Source organism: Paraburkholderia sp. OAS925, assembly GCF_040543975.1.
GTDB lineage: Bacteria > Pseudomonadota > Gammaproteobacteria > Burkholderiales > Burkholderiaceae > Paraburkholderia > Paraburkholderia graminis.
This window is the reverse complement of the sequence record NZ_JBEUNO010000002.1, coordinates 2845536-2863438: the sequence shown is the minus strand read 5'-3', so window position 1 is coordinate 2863438 and position 17903 is coordinate 2845536. Positions and strand designations below refer to the sequence as shown.

16 protein-coding genes and 1 pseudogene are annotated in these 17903 nt (G+C 63.6%); 10 read left to right on the top strand and 7 right to left on the bottom strand.

The genetic code is table 11. The features are described from left to right. Positions 1-8: 8 nt before the first annotated feature. Positions 9-980, bottom strand: coding sequence for a phosphoribosyltransferase (locus ABIE53_RS31515; RefSeq protein WP_192700298.1), 972 nt, complete (start codon positions 978-980; stop codon positions 9-11). A gap of 229 nt (positions 981-1209) precedes the next feature. Between ABIE53_RS31515 and ABIE53_RS31510 the strand changes: the two genes are divergently transcribed. Continuing rightward, on the top strand, positions 1210-1752 hold the full coding sequence (locus tag ABIE53_RS31510; RefSeq protein ID WP_006053222.1) for a putative pterin-binding protein: 543 nt from the start codon (positions 1210-1212) through the stop codon (positions 1750-1752). Beyond that, a pseudogene (locus tag ABIE53_RS31505) lies at positions 1722-3571 on the top strand (ATP-binding response regulator). The gene ABIE53_RS31510 and the pseudogene ABIE53_RS31505 overlap by 31 nt, the downstream one beginning before the upstream one ends. A gap of 49 nt (positions 3572-3620) precedes the next feature. Here the strand turns inward: ABIE53_RS31505 and ABIE53_RS31500 are convergent. The 3 genes from ABIE53_RS31500 to ABIE53_RS31490 all read right to left on the bottom strand — a co-directional run bounded on the left by ABIE53_RS31500 (position 3621) and on the right by ABIE53_RS31490 (position 6292). Continuing rightward, positions 3621-4475 (bottom strand): helix-turn-helix domain-containing protein, encoded by an 855-nt coding sequence (locus ABIE53_RS31500; protein WP_006053220.1) that lies wholly within the window; start codon positions 4473-4475, stop codon positions 3621-3623. 216 nt (positions 4476-4691) lie between these two features. After that, entirely contained in the window at positions 4692-6035 is a 1344-nt protein-coding gene (locus ABIE53_RS31495; RefSeq protein ID WP_192700296.1) for a type II toxin-antitoxin system HipA family toxin, read from the bottom strand. A 2-nt stretch (positions 6036-6037) separates the two neighbouring features. Beyond that, on the bottom strand, positions 6038-6292 hold the full coding sequence (locus ABIE53_RS31490; RefSeq protein ID WP_029968691.1) for a helix-turn-helix domain-containing protein: 255 nt from the start codon (positions 6290-6292) through the stop codon (positions 6038-6040). Positions 6293-6551: 259 nt separating this feature from the next. On the opposite strand from ABIE53_RS31490, the gene ABIE53_RS31485 reads away from it, so the two are divergent. The 5 genes from ABIE53_RS31485 to zwf all read left to right on the top strand — a co-directional run bounded on the left by ABIE53_RS31485 (position 6552) and on the right by zwf (position 11734). Further along, the gene (locus tag ABIE53_RS31485) at positions 6552-7892 is read left to right on the top strand and encodes an NAD(P)/FAD-dependent oxidoreductase (RefSeq protein WP_192700295.1); all 1341 of its coding nucleotides are present in this window, start codon (positions 6552-6554) and stop codon (positions 7890-7892) included. A gap of 47 nt (positions 7893-7939) precedes the next feature. Next, complete coding sequence (locus ABIE53_RS31480; protein ID WP_192700294.1) at positions 7940-8572, top strand: cysteine peptidase family C39 domain-containing protein; 633 nt, start codon at positions 7940-7942, stop codon at positions 8570-8572. 77 nt (positions 8573-8649) lie between these two features. After that, positions 8650-8913: a hypothetical protein gene (locus ABIE53_RS31475; RefSeq protein ID WP_192700293.1), complete on the top strand. Its 264-nt coding sequence runs from the start codon at positions 8650-8652 to the stop codon at positions 8911-8913. Between the two features lie 136 nt (positions 8914-9049). After that, on the top strand, positions 9050-9985 hold the full coding sequence (lhpI, locus tag ABIE53_RS31470; protein ID WP_192700292.1) for a bifunctional Delta(1)-pyrroline-2-carboxylate/Delta(1)-piperideine-2-carboxylate reductase: 936 nt from the start codon (positions 9050-9052) through the stop codon (positions 9983-9985). 267 nt (positions 9986-10252) lie between these two features. After that, entirely contained in the window at positions 10253-11734 is a 1482-nt protein-coding gene (gene zwf / locus ABIE53_RS31465; protein ID WP_029968698.1) for a glucose-6-phosphate dehydrogenase, read from the top strand. A gap of 122 nt (positions 11735-11856) precedes the next feature. On the opposite strand, the gene icmH is transcribed toward zwf, so the two are convergent. From icmH to tssJ, 3 genes are all read right to left on the bottom strand, one after another. Further along, on the bottom strand, positions 11857-12636 hold the full coding sequence (icmH, locus tag ABIE53_RS31460) for a type IVB secretion system protein IcmH/DotU (RefSeq protein WP_029968700.1): 780 nt from the start codon (positions 12634-12636) through the stop codon (positions 11857-11859). Beyond that, positions 12633-13979: a type VI secretion system baseplate subunit TssK gene (gene tssK, locus ABIE53_RS31455; RefSeq protein ID WP_029968702.1), complete on the bottom strand. Its 1347-nt coding sequence runs from the start codon at positions 13977-13979 to the stop codon at positions 12633-12635. Before tssK ends, icmH begins: the two co-directional genes overlap by 4 nt. A 108-nt stretch (positions 13980-14087) precedes the next feature. Beyond that, positions 14088-14714 carry a type VI secretion system lipoprotein TssJ gene (gene tssJ, locus ABIE53_RS31450; protein ID WP_029968704.1) on the bottom strand — a complete coding sequence of 209 codons (627 nt, stop codon included), beginning with the start codon at positions 14712-14714 and terminating at the stop codon, positions 14088-14090. Between the two features lie 383 nt (positions 14715-15097). Between tssJ and ABIE53_RS31445 the strand changes: the two genes are divergently transcribed. From ABIE53_RS31445 to tssC, 3 genes are read left to right on the top strand one after another with little or no spacing between them, the layout of a single operon-like run. Further along, entirely contained in the window at positions 15098-15790 is a 693-nt protein-coding gene (locus ABIE53_RS31445) for a tetratricopeptide repeat protein (protein WP_006052926.1), read from the top strand. Positions 15791-15826: 36 nt separating this feature from the next. Next, positions 15827-16375, top strand: a complete 549-nt coding sequence (gene tssB, locus ABIE53_RS31440; RefSeq protein WP_006052925.1) for a type VI secretion system contractile sheath small subunit — start codon at positions 15827-15829, stop codon at positions 16373-16375. 14 nt (positions 16376-16389) lie between these two features. Next, positions 16390-17880 (top strand): type VI secretion system contractile sheath large subunit, encoded by a 1491-nt coding sequence (gene tssC, locus ABIE53_RS31435; RefSeq protein ID WP_006052924.1) that lies wholly within the window; start codon positions 16390-16392, stop codon positions 17878-17880. Positions 17881-17903: the final 23 nt, after the last annotated feature.

The following is a 17903-nucleotide window of genomic DNA, read 5'->3' as shown; positions in this document are numbered from 1 at the left end:
CGCACTAGCTATTGCGCGAGTTCATGGGCAAGCGCGGGCCACGCGCGCGCGGCGACCAGCACACCGCTGCGCGTGTGCGCGTCCCACCAGATCACGCGCAACAGCGGCGCTTGTTGCGCGATCAGCAAGGCCTGCACCGGATCGCTTTCCACAAAGTGCGTGACGCCGCCCGCGAGCGCCGCCGACGCCTTGTGCGCGGCCGCGCCGGCCGGGCTTTCGTCGTGCGTGCCGGGCACGCGCATCACCAGTTGCATATGGTCGAAGCCATGCCGCTCGAGCCAGGCCTCGGTACGCGCGCGGTCCGTTTCCGGCCGGCCGGTGATGATCGTGCGAACGCGTTGCAGGTCGATCCCAGGCAGCACTTCGAAGGGCAGCAGCGCGTCGCGTTCGAGCAGCGCGGCAGCGAGGTCTTCGTCGTAGCGCGCGAGCGGCACATCGGGAAGCAGAATGCCGTCGAGATCGATTGCGTAGGTTGCGTAGTGATGGTCGTCCGCCATCGCGGGCGCTTCGCCGGCTTCAACGCGCGCCCAGTCGTCGCGATAACGCTGCGTGTAGGCCTGGCGTTCCCACGGAAATAGCGCGAAGTAGCCGCGTGCGTCGATCGCGTAGTCGGGCTGCGTGCGGCTCAGGTCGTCGACCGCGCCGGTCAGCGTCCTCACGACGAGGCCATGCTGCTCGAGGAACGCGATGCAATCGACGAGCGTAAAACCGCGCCCCGCAATGTCCTCGCACAACAGCACCTTGGAGCCGGCGGGCGGGATCGGCAGCGTCGAGTCCCACGCGACCTTGCGCGACGCGCGGTCGTAGCGCAGAAACGCAACCGGCGCGCCGGCCGAATGCGAAACCATCAGCGCGAGCGGCGCACCGCCGCGCAGAATGCCGATTGCCATCGCAAGACCTTCGGCGAGCAACGCGGGCTGCAGCGATTCAATCCAGTGATCGAGTTGCTCGTACGTGAGGGGCAAAACCGGCTTGTTCATAACGCTCGTTGAGTCGCTTAACGCGAGTGAGAAGGCGGCCGCCCAGCGGCGCGACGCGCTAGCGAAGGGCGCTTTAGCGAGCCTTCGTTTTTTCCCTGCAAAGAATTTTGACATATTATGCATGCCGTTCGGCAATCGCGCGTCGGGGTGATGCGCGTTACGGCAAGCCGGGGCACCGCGTTCCGCGAGGGCGGCGGCGCCGCAAAAGAACAGCTACGGATAAAAAGAAATGACCAAAGCGACAGCAACAGTGCAACGAGGATTCGGCGCGCCTGCGAGCGTGCGCTGGGCAATGGGGTTGATCCTCGCGCTGACCGCGTGGAGCGTGCAGGCGCAGACGGACGCGACGGCGCTCGCGCTCGACGTCACGGGAAAAATCGGCAAGACCAACGACGCCGCGCACCGTTCCTATCACTTCGACGAGGCGCAATTGCTGGCGCTGCCGGCTCGTTCGATCACGACCTCGACCACCTGGACGCCGCGTTCGAGCTTCACAGGACCGCTGCTGGCGGATATTCTGAAGACGGTCGGCGCGTACGGCACGCAGATCGAGATTCACACGCTCGACGACTATACGTACACGGTGCCAGTATCCGATTGCGACCGCTACGGCGTCGTATTGGCATACAGCATCAACGGCCGGCGTCTAAAAATCAGCGACTTCGGTCCGCTGTTTCTCATCTACCCGCGCGATGCGTTCCCCGATGAACTCGCGGGCGCCTCGGGCGATTCGAAATTCGTATGGCAGATCAAGGCACTCATCGTCAAATAAAGCGCCGTCCTGGGCGCCGGTTTTTTTATGTGCTGATCTGGCTCACCGCGCTTGCGGCGCCCGCCGGCGCGATCGGCTATCTGCTCTACGCGAACCTGCTCAATCCCGACACGACCGAGTCGCTGACGGGCTCTTACGACGGCTTCTACTGGGACGCGGCGCAGTTGCAGATCGCCTACGCGCGCTTCGAAAACCAGTTGCTGCTGTATCAGGCCGGCGTTGACGACGATTACCCGCGGTTGACGTTGCGCTATCAGTTGCTGCAATCCAAGCTGCATGTGATGGAAGGCTCCACGCGCCGGCTCACCACGCAGGTCGCGCTGGTGCAGCGGCAACTGGATGAAATCCACGCGCTCGACCGCATGCTCGCCGGTCTCGCGCCTGACGTCGCCGCGCTGCCGACCGATCGGGGCGGCGTCAACCGCATCGTCGCGCAATTGCGCCAGCACTGGAACGAAGTCAACGATCTCGCGCTGAGCCGCCGTTTCGCCGATGTCGCCGACCGTGAAGCGATGAACCGCGACTTCATCGACAAGCGCCGGCTGCTGTTTGCCGGCGGCATGATCCTGCTGCTGCTGTCCGCGGCGGCCACGTTGCTGCTCGTGGTCAACGGCCGGCGCCGCACGCGTCTCATGCATCAGCAGCACGCGGCGCTTCAGGCCGAGCACCAGGCGAGCCGCGCGGCGCGCGAGGCGAGTCTCGCGAAAGACGCGTTTCTCGGCATGATCAGTCACGAGCTGCGCACGCCGTTGCATGCGATCGTGTCGTCGATCGAACTGCTCGGCTTCAACTATCACTCCGAAGCCGACCGCAAGGTGATTCAGCGGCTCGAAACCGCGGCGCGGCATCTCGAAGCGCAGATGAAGGACCTGACCGATTACGCACGGCTCGGCGCCGGCAAGCTCGAGCTGCGTCACGAGCATTTCGAGCCACGCGAGTTGCTGGCGTCGATCGTCGACGAACATGCGATGTCCGCGGCCTCGCGCGGCCTCAAGCTCGAAAGCGAGGCAAGCGGCGTGACGGGTCTCGTCGATTCCGACCCGCACCGCATTCGTCAGATCGTCAACAACCTGGTGACCAACGCGATCCGCTACACGGAAACCGGCACGGTGCGCGTGAAGCTGATGCAGCGGCCGGCGCTATTGAGCTTCGTGGTCAGCGACACGGGGCCGGGCGTTCCCCAGGCGCAAATCCCGCTGATTTTCGAGGAGTTCACGCAACTGGACGGCTCGCGTACACGCCGCTTCGAAGGCGCGGGCATGGGCCTGACTATCGTGCAAGGACTCGTACGGCTCTTTGGCGGCACCGTCGAAGTCGCGAGCGTGTGGTGGGCGAGGGCACGACTTTCACCGTGACGATTCCAGTCACGCCGGTCGCGCCAGCGCCTTCGCGCGACGCCGCGGCGCAAACGGAGCCGGGCGACGCGCGGCCAGGCGTGCTGATCGTCGACGACAACCGGCTGATTCGCGAGTCGCTCAGCGAAATGGTCGCGCACATGGGCTACGACGCGCACGCCGTCGCCAACGCCGACGATGCGCTCGCGTGGCTCGACGCGCGCCGCTGCGATGTCGTGCTGCTCGATCTGCATATGCCGGGGCGCGACGGCTACGCGCTGCTCGCGGATCTGGCCGCGCGCGGCGGGCCGTCGTCAGGCGTGCCGGTGATCGTGGTCAGCGCTTATGCGCCGGAGCCCGGCGAACAACAGGAGGAAGAGAGGAACGGCGCGCAGCCGTTTTTTGAAGCGCTATTAAAGCCAGTACATTACGGCGATCTGCGCAACGCATTGCAGCGCGCGCTGGCTTCGCGGCATACCGCGTGAGGCGCCGCCCCTAAGCCTAGGCCGCAAGCCCAAGCGCAGGACTACTGCCTCAGGGCCGATTCAGCCGTTTCGACAGATCGGCGACGAGAATCGCCATCCGCGCGGGCTTTTCATAGCAGGCGACGTCGTAATTACGGATCACCTGGCTGATCTCCGACTCGCTCGCCTTGCCGGTCAGCAATTCGCCTGTCAGAACGAAGATCGGCGCGTCAGGATTTTCCGACGCCCGCACCGCGCGAATCGCGGCCGCCGAGGTTTGCGAGCCGAACAGCCAGTCGATCACGATGCCGTCGAACACCTGCGTTTGCAGTTGCTCGGCAAAGGCCGCGAGTCCGTAGATTGCCACCGCGGCAAAGCCGCTGCGCTCGAGGTAATCGCGCAGATTGTCGGCGCTCGCGTGATCGTCGTCGACCACGGCGATGGTCGGCTTGTCGGTCTCGGCGCGGCGCGGATAGATCTCGATCTTGTGGACTTCGTACGCGCTTTGATACAGCGCGCCGTCGTGCCGCGCGACGCGCCACTGGCCGAGCTTCGAGTAGGCGACGAAGTCCGGGCGGCTGCCGGGTTCCAGCGCCGCGCCCACCCAGGCGGTGCACGGCAATTCGATCGCGCCGATGCAGAACACGGCTTCCTGCGCGATCGCGCCGACCATGCCGGGGTCGAGCGACTGCGCGCCGAACAGCTGCGCGGCGGGCTCGCCGTACACCTCGGCGACCTTCTTGATTTGCGACAGCGTCCACGGGCTATTGCCGCGCAGCTTGCGGTGCCCTTGCGAAAAGCTCAGATCGAGGATGCGGCAAAGTTCTGTGGTTTGCTGTCGCTTGCCGATTCCGTGCCGGCTCATCAACTCGCGCACGCGCTCGGCGACTGCGATGGAGTCAGGTGAGTGTGTTTCGTTGGTCATACTGCGTGAGAATCCGCCGTCTTAAAGGGCTGTGGTGGGCGATACGGCAGGCGTAACGCGGCCATGCATCATGGACACGGCGCGACGCAGCTACGCGGGGGACAGCAAATGTACCGCAAAAAACATCGCGGTCGGCTTTTTGTGTTATGCGCTTTGCATAATCCCATTTTACCGATGAAACCGGGCCATATCCACCCAGGGCTCTTGCGAACGGCGTCAGTTCACCGGCATCTTGGCGAGTTTGGCCGCCGAGTTCCTCAGTCCTTTGAAGATCCGCTCGGCAACCCTGGCCGGGAACCGTTCCGGCAAATCCGCCGAGACCTGGTCGATCACGTTCGGCGTCCGTTCGATGAGGCGCTCGATCAGCGGTTCGGCGCTCGCGCCGTACGAGCATTTGAGCGCCATCGTGTTGAAGTGGCGCCGCTGCACGTCGCGAAACGCGTCGTGCTTGCTGCGCGACCACATGCCCATCGCAAGGCGCGCCTTGAACCACGACCACTGGTTCGGCCCGCTGCCTTCGACGGGCCAGATCGACATGACGTCGTAAAGCGGCGTCAGCCGGTATTGGCCGCCCGCAAGCAGGCGAATGCTGAAGTTCTTCGCGTGGCCGTCCGGCGCGGCGAGCATCCAGAAGAGAATCTGGCTGGCGAGCAGCGTTTCGATGTCCTGCGCGGCCGCGACCGATTGCTGCAAAACGCGCGCGAGGTCGAGCACGCCGGGACCGCCTTCATTCTCATACTTGCGATGCGACGGCACGCCGTACACCTGGCAAAAATCCTCTTGCGGCAGGCGCAACAGCCATTGCCCGCTCGAATGCAGTTGCCGGTCGAAGCGCTCGACGCTCAGCACGCGCTGTTTGCCGAACGTCACGACTTCCGTGTTCGCGACCGGCAAACCGTAGGCGCGCAGGATGCGCAGGCACAGCCATTCGTTCTCGACCGAGGTGCTGAGATCGGCCAGCTTGTTGCCGACGAGTCCGAGCGGCAGCTTGAAAATATGCGTGGTGGGCGTCGCGCCGTGCGGCCGTTTCCATTGTCCTTCGTGCCACAGCAGCGCGGTTTTTTCCTGCGCGCCGGCGAGTGAGATGCGGAAATCGTCGTCGCTTTGGTCCGCCGCGCCGAGCGTGGGCGTGCTCACCGTGCGCGTCAGCATGGTCTCGATTTCGGCCTCCGAGAGCGGCGTACCTTCGATCCGGTCGACGTGCTCCGGCACGTCGTCTTCGGGCAGCAACTGCACCGCGCCCACGCAATCGCGGCCGATGGCTTGCAGCAGATCGAAGGCGTCGAGCGTCTCGGTCTGATAGCGCTGCGCGATGCGCTTTCTGATGACCTCGCTGTCGGGCAGCAGGTTGTCGAAGTAATTGAGGACGCGCGGCCCTTTGTGCGCCAGGTTGCCGGGCGCGAAAGGCAGCGAGAGCGACAACGGCCTGCCGGCAGGCGAGGCGATCCACGCTGTGTCGTAGGAAAATTCCATTGGACCACGCGCCGGAATCCGCCAGACGCCGACGCGCTCGCCGTTTGCCCAAACGGAAAGTGCGCGCGAATGTGTAGGGCGGGTCATGCTCACCACTCGATCAGAGGCGCCGGTTCAAACTCCGGCTTGTTCTTGTCGCGCATTTGTAACTGCAGCCCGTAGGCGCCGCATAGCGCGAGCAGTTGAGCCACGGTCAGCGCGGCGGCGTCGGTTTCCCAGGTGGAAATGCGGCTTTGGCTCACGCCGACCCGCGCGGCGGCTTCCGCCTGAGTGAGACCTGCCTGCCGTCTGCTCGCGGCAAGCAACTGGGCGATCTGATTCGGGGTGGCAATGAGATGCAGCATGTCAAATATCCGTTTGGCGAATAAATGCATTTTATTCGTCTCGCGGATATTTGGCAAATATTCGCGAGACGAATATGCGTGCAAAATATCTGCCAGACGGATATTTGCCATTTATTCGTCTGGCAGATAATTTTCCCGCTCCGTCGTCCGTCCGCCAAACCCAATGCGGACGGGCTTTCCAGCGCTTTGCGCAGGTCGGCGTTGCAGGCAACCGCCTGTCCTGCGAAGATGATGTCCGCGCTTAAAACCTCCTTGCCCGATGACGACAACCTATCCGCTGCACGCCGGCTTCACCTCCGCCGACCAACCGTTTCCGCACCACGCCGACGTGGTGATCGCCGGCGCCGGCATCATGGGTTGCGCGGCGGCCTACTATCTGACGCGGCGCGGGCTGTCGGTGGTCGTGCTCGACAAGTCGCGCATTGCCGGTCAGCAGTCGTCGCGAGCGTGGGGTTTCGTGCGCCAGCAGGGCCGCGAATCGGCGGAAGTTCCGCTGATGATGGCGAGCATTCCGCTGTGGACCAGCCTCGAGCGCGAACTGGATTTCGATCTGGAGTGGCGTCAGGGCGGTTGCCTCTATGTCGCCACCGACGAGGACGACTGGACCTCGTTCCAGCAATGGATGGACGTGGCGCGGCAGCACGGGCTCGACACGCGCACGCTCGATCGCAAGCAGATCGACGCGGTGGTGACCGGCATGCAAGGCCCGGCGCTCGGCGGCCTCTACACGCCGAGCGACGGCCAGGCCGAGCCGCGCCGCGCCGCCGCCGCTTTCGCGGTGCGGGCCGCGCAAGCCGGCGCGCTTTTTTTCGAAGGCTGCGGCGTACTGGGCGTGGAACTCGCGGCCGGTGCGATTGCAGGCGTGGTGACCGAGCGCGGGACGGTCCGCACGCCGCGTTTCATTTGCGCCGCGGGCGCGAGCAGTTGGCGTCTGCTGAAGACGCTGGGCCTCGAACTGCCGCAGCAGGCGGTGCGCGGCACCTGCATGCGCACGAATCCGTTGCCGCATGTGAGCGCGTCGACTTTCTGGGGCCACGGGCTCGGCGTGCGGCAGCGCGCGAACGGGGCGATCAATCTCGCCGACGACATGCGGGTCGACGTCGACATGACGCTCGGGCATTTCCGTGCGCTCAAATGGTTTGTGCCGGAGCTCTGGAGTCAGCGCGAGAAGTTCAGCTTTCATCTGAACGGCGCGTGTCTGCGCGACTTGCGTGAGCGACTGCCGGGCGCCGTGCCGCCTGGCGAGCGCGTGCTGCATCCGCGCGATCCGCATCCGCAGCCGAACACGAGCCACGCGCCGCGCGCGCTGGCGAAGCTGCGCGCGCTCTTTCCCGCGTTGAAGGACGCGCAGGTCGTCGAATCGTGGGCCGGCCTGATCGACGTACTGCCCGACGGCATTCCGGTCATCGACGCGCCCCCGCAAGTCAGCGGTCTGACCATTGCCACCGGCTTTTGCGGGCACGGTTTCGCGATGGGCCCGATCGTCGGCAAACTGCTCGCGGAGATCAACGACAGCGGGCAGCCGTCGCTCGATCTGTCCGCGTTCCGTTTGCAGCGTTTCTTCGACGGCACGATGCAGCGGCCTCGCAGCATGCTATGAGCGCGCCTGCCGATTTTCTCCGCCCGCATTCTTCCGATCACGTCAGCATGAACGAACCGACTTTGCGTCACGCCGAAGTTCCGTACTACACCCAGTGGGGCAGCCCCGACTGGGTGCGCGCTATCGTCGAGCGGGCAGCCGATCCTTGCGACGATCCCGGCTGGCAGACGAGCGGCTTCACGGACCCGCAGCGCTACCGTTTCTGGGCGAAACGCCTTTGCGGGCTGACGTGCCTCGAATCCGCGCTCGACTATTGGCGTATCGAACACGCGCCGCGCGCCGCGCTGCTCGACGAAGCGTTGCGGCACGGCGTGTATCGCATGCGGGATGACGGCGGCGTCGACGGCCTGATCTATCGCCCGTTTGCGGCATGGGTGCAGGAGGCGTTCGGCGTACGCGTCGACGTGTTGCCGCAGGCGTCCATGGAGGAAATCGCCGCGCGTCTCGATGCGCGCACGCTCGCCATCGTGTCGGTGAGCCCGGAGATCCGCTATCCCGACGAGCCGAACCAGCGCCAGGGCGGGCACCTCGTTTTGCTGCACGGACGCGATGCCGGCGGCGTGTGGTTTCACAATCCTTCGGGCATCGGGCCGCAGCAGGCGAACGTCTATCTGCCGTTCGCGACGATGACGCGGTTCTACGCCGGACGCGGGATGACGCTTAGTTGGCCGGGGCGCTGAGCGGCGGCAAGCCGCTGCCGATCAGGCCCGTTTTCTGCTCGACCGTCCGTATCGACATCTGCGATACAGGACCCGACATGAAGAAAACTCACGCCCTGCTCGCCGCGAGCCTTGTCGCACTCAGCACCGTCGGCGCGGCGCATGCCGCCGCCCACGATGAGCAGGCCAAGGCCTGCCGCGGCGACGCCATGCACTTTTGCGCGTCCGAGATTCCGAACAAGGCGAAGATCACGGCCTGCATGAAGCAACACGTCGACGAACTGAGCCCGCCTTGCCGCGCGATGTTCAAAGGCGGCAAGAAGTCCGGCGACAGCGACGGGAAGTCGACCGCGGCGCAATAAATCCGCTTTGAGCGAAACAGCGTGCGCAACGCGCGGGGAAGCGCGTCGCGCATCGGCGCGGCATGCCGTGATGCGCTGCCGACGCTGTCCCGCGTCGTAGAATCGGTTATTCCGACTGCGACCACCTACCTCGCCCATGACCCGTCCGACCACGCAGATCTTCGACGCCGACGCGACCGCGCGGCTCACACCGTATGCCGCGCTCGTCGACGCGTTAAAGCGCGCCAGCATCGACTACGCGCAGCGGCGCATAGCGAGTCCCGAGCGCCTCGTCGTGCCGCTCAACGAAGGCGGCGTTCTGCTGTCGATGCCCGCGACCGCGCCGGACCTCGCGATCCACAAGCTGGTCAACGTGTGCCCGCGCAACGGGCCGCGCGGCTTGCCGACCATCCACGGCCAGGTGATGGCATTCGACGCCGACACCGGCGAGACGCTTTTCATCCTCGACGGCCCGACGGTGACCGGCCGCCGCACGGCGGCCATGTCGATGCTCGGTGTCGGCACCTTTGCCGCGGCCAGGCCGCGCGAGTTTCTGCTGATCGGCACGGGCACGCAGGCGCTCAATCATCTGCAAGCGATCGGCGAGCTCTATCCCGAGGCGCGCGTCTGGGTGAAGGGCAGTGCGCCGGCGCGCGCCGAGGCGTTTTGCGCCGCGCATCGCGGCAAGGTGTCGGAGTTGCAGCCGCTTGCGCAGCCCGACGCAGCGCTGCCGGAATCGATCGACACGGTGATTGCGCTGACCACGAGCCGTCAGCCGGTTTACGACGAGGCGGCGCGCGCGGGGCGGCTCGTGATCGGCGTCGGCGCGTTCACGCCCGAGATGGTGGAAATCGGCGCGCGCACCATTGCGGGCAGCGCGCTTTTCGTCGACGACGAGGCGGGCGCGAAACACGAGGCCGGCGATTTCATCCAGGCCGGCGTGGATTGGGCCAGCGTGCGCGGCATTGCTTCGGTGCTGGACACGTCTGCTCCGGCGCCTGCCCAAACACCGATCGTTTTCAAAAGCGTCGGCTGTGCGGCGTGGGATCTGGCGGCCTGCCGCGTCGCGCGCGAGGCTTGGTCGCGCGGATAAGCGAGCGACAGCGAGAGGCTCGCGCCAGAAAAACACCTTAAAAACAGCGCCTTGCCGCCCGCGTTGGCATATTGCGCCAACGTGCGGCGCATGTTGCCGTGCAAACAATCGCAAAACGTTGCACCATAGGCGTTTGCCGGAAAAACGTGCCGATGGGTGCCGTCAGGCCCAGCATCGGCTTCTTCCGCCTTTGCCCAGGGCCAGCGGTTGTCGCTGGTTCTTCGGCATCCGACGACGCCTTCCTTCTCACCACGCTGCGACCGCGCTATGACGACTCAACACGCTTCTGCGACTCCCGAGCTTCCGCTCGACATGATCATCTTCGGCGGCACCGGCGACCTGTCGTTTCGCAAGCTGCTGCCCGCGCTGTACATGGCGCATCTGCATTGCAATTTGCCGCCCGAGACGCGCATTCTCACGATCGGGCGCAAACCCTGGTCGCGCGAGGAATACATCGCCGAGTTCATGGAGCAGAAGGCCAAGCCCTTCATCGAAAAGAAAGCGTTCGATGCCGCCGCGTGGGACAAATTCCTCGCGCTGTTCGAATACGTGCGCATGGACGTCGATTCGGCCGACGACTATCTGCGCCTGAGGGAAGCGTCGCGCGACGGCGTGCGCCGCGTCTTTTATCTGGCGACGTCGCCGGATCTGTTCATGAACATTTGCGAGAACCTCTCGGCGGCGGAACTCGTGGACGACCAGTCGCGTGTCGTGCTCGAAAAGCCGCTCGGTCACGATCTCGCGTCCGCGCAGGAGATCAACACCGCGGTCGGCAAGCATTTCAACGAAGCGCAGATCTACCGGATCGACCATTATCTCGGCAAGGAAACGGTGCAGAACCTGATGGTGCTGCGCTTCGGCAATCCGATTTTCGGGCCGCTGTGGCAGGCGCCGTACATCAAGCGCGTGCAGATCACGGTCGCGGAAACGGTCGGCGTGGGCAGCCGCGCCGGCTTCTACGACAAGACCGGCGCGCTGCGCGACATGGTGCAGAACCACCTGCTGCAACTGCTGTGCATCGTTGCAATGGAGCCGCCCGTGTCGCTCGATCCCGATGCGGTCCGCGACGAAAAGCTCAAGGTGCTGCGTTCGCTGCGGCCCATGACGCCAGAGGACATCGCCCGTGATACCGTGCGCGGCCAGTACACGGCCGGCGCGGTCGACGGCGAGGCGGTGAAGGGCTACCTCCAGGAAGAGAATGTGCCGGCCGGCAGCCGCGCCGAGACCTTCGTCGCGTTGCGCGCGCATATCAACAACTGGCGCTGGGCCAACGTGCCGTTTTTCCTGCGCACCGGCAAACGCATGCAGAAGAAGGTGTCGGAGATCGTCATCGAATTCTCCGACTTGCCGTTCTCCATCATTCCGAGCGGCGGGCGCAACTACGGCAACCGTCTCGTGATCCAGTTGCAGCCGGAAGAGTCGATCCAGCTTCAGGTGCTCGCGAAGGAACCGGGCAGCGGCATGCATATGCTGCCGGTGAATCTGAACCTCGATTTGCAGCAGGCGTTCAGCGAGCGCCGCGCGGAAGCCTACGAGCGTTTGCTGATCGACGTAATTCGCGGACGCCTCACGCACTTCATGCGCCGCGACGAACTCGAAGCCGCGTGGGCCTGGGCCGAGCCGATTCTCGAAGGATGGGCGAAGTCCGGCGAGCGGCCGCGCAACTATACGGCGGGCACGTTCGGGCCGGCTGCGTCGACGGCGCTGATGGCGCGTGAGAATGCTGTTTGGGCGGAGGAGTCGCAGTAAGTTAAGCGCATGCGAGCGGCCGGCAATTGTCATTGCCGGCTTCTTGAGCGCAATGAAAAATGGCCTGCGCGATGCAGGCCATTTTTTTGTCCAGCGACGCGTCGCGTTATCGCGTTGCCGGGTTACGGCAGCGAAATCGTCAGCGTGGCCGATTGCGGCCCGAGCTTGACCACCTGCGAATACGGCGCCAACGTGCGCAACGTCTGATCACGCAGATAGGTATTCAAGCCGAGATACGCAAGCAACCCAACCAGCGCGAAAACCGCGCCGATCGACCACAACGGCACTTCACGCTTCAGACGATGCGCGACCTGATCGGGCAGCGGCCAATGCGGCGCGAACGGTGCGCGCTTGCCCTTCATATGCGCGATTTCATCGCCGATGCGCGCGGTCAGATACGCGAGCTTCTCCGGTCCTTCGAGCAGATACTTGCCCTGGAAACCGAGCAGCAGGCACATATGGAACACTTCCAGCGATTGCAGCCGCGCCGCGCCTTGCGCCCGGCATTCCTCGAGATACTGGAAGAACTTCTCGCCCGCGAGCTGCTCGCCGAACAGCACCAGTTGCAGCGGCCGCCGTTCCCATTCGGTGCGGATGCTGAAGCTGGACGACAGCACCGACTCGTCGATCGCCGCACAGAACGCAAACTTCGATGCGTACACATCTTCCGCCGATGCGTTCAGCTTCTTCGCGCCACGCTCAAAGTCGCCGAGAAACTGCTGGATACGCTGACTGAACTCATGCGCGTCGCCCGGCTCGCGGCCGTTCTTCAAAAGAAACAGCATGAAGAAGCCGTCGTACAGCAGGTCGAGCAGCGAGCGGACCTGATAGCTCGGCTCGGCCGCCGGTGCGGGCGTCGCGGCAGGCGTGCTGCCGCCGAAGAGTGAAGGCGCGTAGCTCATGATGTGACCGCGATCAGTTCAAGTTGAAGATCGTTGATGCCCGACGGCGCATAGATCATTGCCGATTGCGCCTGCAGCATGCGTTCGTACAGTCCGCCGCGCGGCTCGAACGAGAAGTAGCACGCGCCGGGTCGCACGGGAATGGCGGGCGGCACTTGCGGCGTGTAGACGAGCCGCACGCCCGGCATGGCCGAGAGCACGAGCTTGTCGACGTCGTCGGGAGCGCCGACCTTGAAGCGTGCGGGCACCGCTTCGACGAGCTCGGCCGTCGGCATGTCGGCGGACACGGCAATGTAGAACATCGTCTTGTCGTCGATCTTGCCGGAATCGAGCCGGCCCGCATGAAACGACGGACGCACTTCTTCGAGCGCGATCGCGAAGTAGCGCGTGGAGATCACCGTTTCGAGCAGATCGCGCAGGATCGTGTCGAGCCGCGCGAAGCCGGGGCCCGGATCGTCGTGACGATAGGCCGGCAGATCGGATAGCGCATAGCCCTTCGAGAACGTCATCAACTGGCCGGCGAGGCGCAGCAGTTCCTGAAAGAGCCGCTCGGGATGCAGCGCCGAATGCTGATACAGATGCGCAAGCGAAGCGAACGCCGCGCTCGCCGTGTGCAGCAGCCAGAACGACGCGATGTCGCCCGAACGGAACTCGATGATGTTCTTGGTCGGCTCGCGGTGAAAACCATAGAGCGCGTTGACCTTCGCCTGCAACGCGTCGATCAATTGGCGCAGCCGCTGATGCAGAACCGGCGACGCGTCGATGGCGAGACACGGCGGCACGAAGCTGTCGTCGATCTCGAAGCCCGACGTCGCCGTGCGGCGCACGCGCACGAGCGGCACCGACAACAACTGATCGCGCGGCTCGCTATGAGCGATCAACTTGACGCTCGTCTTGAGGAACGTAATGTCGGCTTCGGCGGCGTCGGTGAAATGATCGGCGACGGGCGTCTGCTCGCTCACGTACCGCGCGACGAAGCCCGCGCTGCTGTCCTGCGAATAGTTGGCGCCTGTCTCGCGCAGCGGATGCAGCGCGAGATAGAACGTGAATTCGTTGATGCCGTCGGGCAACGTGTCGAGCGCGATGGGCGGCGGCAGGTCGTCCGCTTGCGGCGCGGAGTAGAGCGCGCCGTCGGGAAACACCAGCGACAGTTCGCTCACGCGCAGCACGTTGCTGCCGAGCGCGTCGCGATCGAAGCGCGCGGAGCGCACGCCCCAGTTGTACGGCTGGATGGCCTGGATCGACTCGAAGAGGCGCGCCTCGTGATAGGCGTCCTGACGCTGAAAATGCTGCGGCCTCAGAAACAGGCCTTCTCCCCAGAGCACTTTTGCGGAATAACTCATGTCAAACCTGTTATATGGGTTCAGCGTGCGGCGCGCCCGGAATAACCCGATTCGGGCGTTGCATTGTTAATTCTCTAGAAAATGTTAAATCGCAATGGTCCGGCATCTTTAACCGCAGCTAACCGAAGAAAGCATATTCAGCGGCTGTGCGGGCAATCCCTGTTCCGGCGGGATCACTGTGCCGTTGGTCACGGTCATTGCACAGTTATGCAGGCCGACCATTATGCCGGATTTCTCCGACTTCGCCGGGTCGAAGGCGAATTTCCAACGCTGCATGGCCGGATCGCGGAATAGCGCGACGATACCCAATGCCTGCGCTTCACGCGACACCTTTTCGGTAACAACGTAACGTTGGCCGGGGATTAGCGTCACTTCGCGCACGCTGAGCAGATCGCCGCCGAGAGTGGTCTTTTCCTTGCCGACATCGGTAAATGCGTCGAATGGCGCCTGCTGGAATGAAGTCGGATCTTTCAAAGCGTAAAGACGCACGACCAGCGCCAAAGGCCGTTTGTCATTCGCGGCATTCAGATTGGGCGCCGCATATAACGTGAGCGCGACATTGCGCGGCGGTTTCTGCGCGTCCGGCAGTTCCGGCTTACCGAGGCCGCTTGCCTGCAAAGCCGCGTTGGCAGCGGCTCCGAGCACCGTCACGCCCGCGGCGCAACCGCCCAGAAGGGCGCATAAGGCGGCGTGAGTAATCAATAGCGATGCATGGCGAACAAGACGCGAATTCATATACATCGACCGGCTGCCGCCGTCCCCCGTCTAAACATCAATAACGAAATCATTCCGGCGCGATTTCAGCAACTAATGCCGCTTTCTGCCGTTTACTGCCGCTCTACTGCCGCTCGATGCAACGCGCATGTAATGCCCATGCCGAGCGCATCTTTCGGTCTGCCAGTGGAAATTTTTGCCGAGGCGCGAGCTGCTACTATTGCGCCAGGAAACAATTTCTGCTCGCCTGGTTTTAAAGATCCATGCGTATTTTTTTCGTGCAATGCTTCTTCACATGAAAGTTGAATTATCGAAATTTGGCCTGTACTATACCCGCGCACTTGAAGCAAAGCAAAACTCCGGTTTCTCCCTTGAATTAAAAAATCGCACGTCGGTGAAAAACGATGAATGACCGTCTGTTAGTAAAACTATCTGGGGTAGTGTTGGCTTGCGGCGTGATGGCCGGTTGCGCGACACAGGGCAACAACGCGGCAACCACACCGGAGGCTTTTAATAAGCAACTCGCGGACGCGGATACAGTGGCGAAAGGCGGCGATCAGGATCGCGCTATCGCGCTTTATCAGCAGCTTTCAAAATCCGATCCGACGCGCGAAGAACCGTGGTCGCGCATTGCGCAGATCCAGTTCGCACAAGGTCATTACGGGCAGGCTATCGTCGCCGCGCAAGAAGCGTTGCAGCGCGACCAGACGGATCGTCAGGCAAAGAGCGTGCTGGCCGTCGCGGGCCTGCGCGTCGCCACGCAATCGCTGGGCGAGTTGCGTCAGGACGCGTCGCTCGCAGGCGATGCGAAGTCGGACGCGCAGGCGCTCGCCAAGCAGTTGCGCGACACGCTCGGCGAGGCAACGCTGTTCCCGCCCGACCCGAACGACAAGCAGGCTCAGAAGAAAAAGCGCGTGATTCGCCGCGTCACGAAGAGCAAGGCCGTGGAAGCGCCGGAAGCAACCACCAGCGCCGCGGCCCCTGCCGCCACGCCGGCTGCTCCTGCCGCTCCCACTCCCGCACCTGCGGCGCCCGCAGCGCCCGCCAAGGCCGCGCAAAGCGGCGGCGCGTCAGATCCGTTCAGCGCGCTGCGCTGATCTTCACGCCTCACCATCAGCATTCGGGAGCCGACGATGGCGAAGAAAGAAAGCATACAGAAACGCTTGCAGAAAGTGCGGCCGCCCCGCGTGCAGCTCACCTATGAGGTGGAGCGCGGCGATGCGATCGAAGTCAAGGAGCTGCCGTTCGTCGTCGGCGTGGTGGCCGATCTGGCGGGGCAGTCCGAAGTCGAGCAGCCCAAGCTGCGCGATCGCAAGTTCGTCAGTATCGACCGCGATAATTTCGACGACGTGATGAAGGCGATCGAGCCGCGCGCGGCGTTTCAGGTCGAGAACCGCCTGAGCGAAGCCGGCGGCAAATTCGCAGTCGATCTGCGCTTCAAGTCGATGGCCGATTTCAGTCCGGACGAAGTGGTTGCGCAAATCGACCCGCTGCGGCGTCTGCTCGAAGCGCGTTCGAAGCTCGCCGATCTGCGCAACAAGCTGGCCGGCAACGACAAGCTCGAAGATCTGCTGTCCGAAGTATTGAACAACACGCAGCAGTTGCAGACGCTGGCGAAAGACCAGAGCAATGCGGCGAACCGGGACGGCGGCGCGCCGGATCAAGACAAGCAAGGCGAATAAGCACGGGGTGTGAGATGAACCAGCAAACGGCGGCAGCCCAACTCGCTACCGCGCAAAGCGGTACGGAATCCACGCTGCTCGACGAGATCGTCGAGAAAAGCCGCGTGGCGAAGTCCGATTCCGAGCATGCGCGCGCGAAAGACCTGATCGGCGAACTCGTGCGCGAGGTGCTCGACGGCACGGTGGTGGTCTCCGACAATCTGTCGGCCACGATCGACGCGCGCGTTGCCGAACTCGACCGGCTCATTTCCGCGCAATTGAGCGCGGTGATGCACGCGCCGGAATTCCAGCGCATGGAAAGCACGTGGCGCGGGCTCGACTATCTGTGCAAGGAGAGCAACACCGGTTCGACGGTCAAGATCAAGGCGCTGCATGCGCCCAAGCGCGACCTCGTGCGCGACTTCAAGACCGCGATTGAGTTCGACCAGAGCGCGCTCTTCAAGAAGATTTACGAAGAAGAGTTCGGCACGTTCGGCGGCTCGCCGTTCGGCGCGATCATCGGCGACTTCGAAGTCACGCGTCAGCCGGAAGACGTGTACTTCATCGAGCAGATGTCGCATGTTGCGGCAGCCGCGCATGCGCCGTTTATCGCATCGGCGTCGCCTGAATTGCTCGGCCTTGAAACGTTTGCCGATCTCGGCAAGCCGCGCGATCTCGGCAAGGTATTCGATACCGTCGAATACGCAAAATGGAAGTCGTTCCGCGACTCGGAAGACTCGCGCTACGTCGGCCTCACGCTGCCGCGTTTTCTCGGCCGCTTGCCGTTCAATCCGAAAGACGGCGCCACCGCGGAAGGCTTCAATTTCGTCGAGGACGTGGACGGCACGGATCACAGCAAGTACCTGTGGTGTAACGCGGCATGGGCATTCGCCGCACGCCTTACTGCTGCATTCGACGACTTCGGCTGGTGCGCCGCCATTCGCGGCGTGGAAGGCGGCGGTCTTGTCGAAGATCTGCCGACGCACACGTTCAAGACCGACGACGGCGAAATCGCGCTGAAGTGCCCGACCGAAATCGCCATTACGGACCGCCGCGAAAAAGAACTGAGCGACCTCGGTTTTATTCCGCTCGTGCATTGCAAGAACTCCGACTATGCCGCGTTCTTCGCTGCGCAATCGGTGCAGAAACCCAAGAAATACAGCACCGACAGCGCGAACGCCAATGCGGTTCTCTCTGCGCAATTGCAGTACATCTTCTCGGTATCGCGCGTCGCGCATTACCTAAAGGCGATGATGCGCGACAAGATCGGCAGTTTTGCATCGGCGCAGAACGTGGAAGTTTTCCTGAACCGCTGGATCTCGCAGTACGTGCTGCTGGATGACAACGCAACTCAGGAGCAGAAAGCGCAGTTCCCGCTGCGTGAAGCATCGATCCAGGTCTCGGAGATTCCTGGCAAGCCGGGTGTTTATCGGTCCGTGGCGTTCCTGCGCCCACATTTCCAGCTCGACGAATTGTCCATTTCCTTGCGGCTCGTCGCCGATCTGCCGAAACCGGCCAATTCATAAACGAAGTCAGAATACCCGGGCGG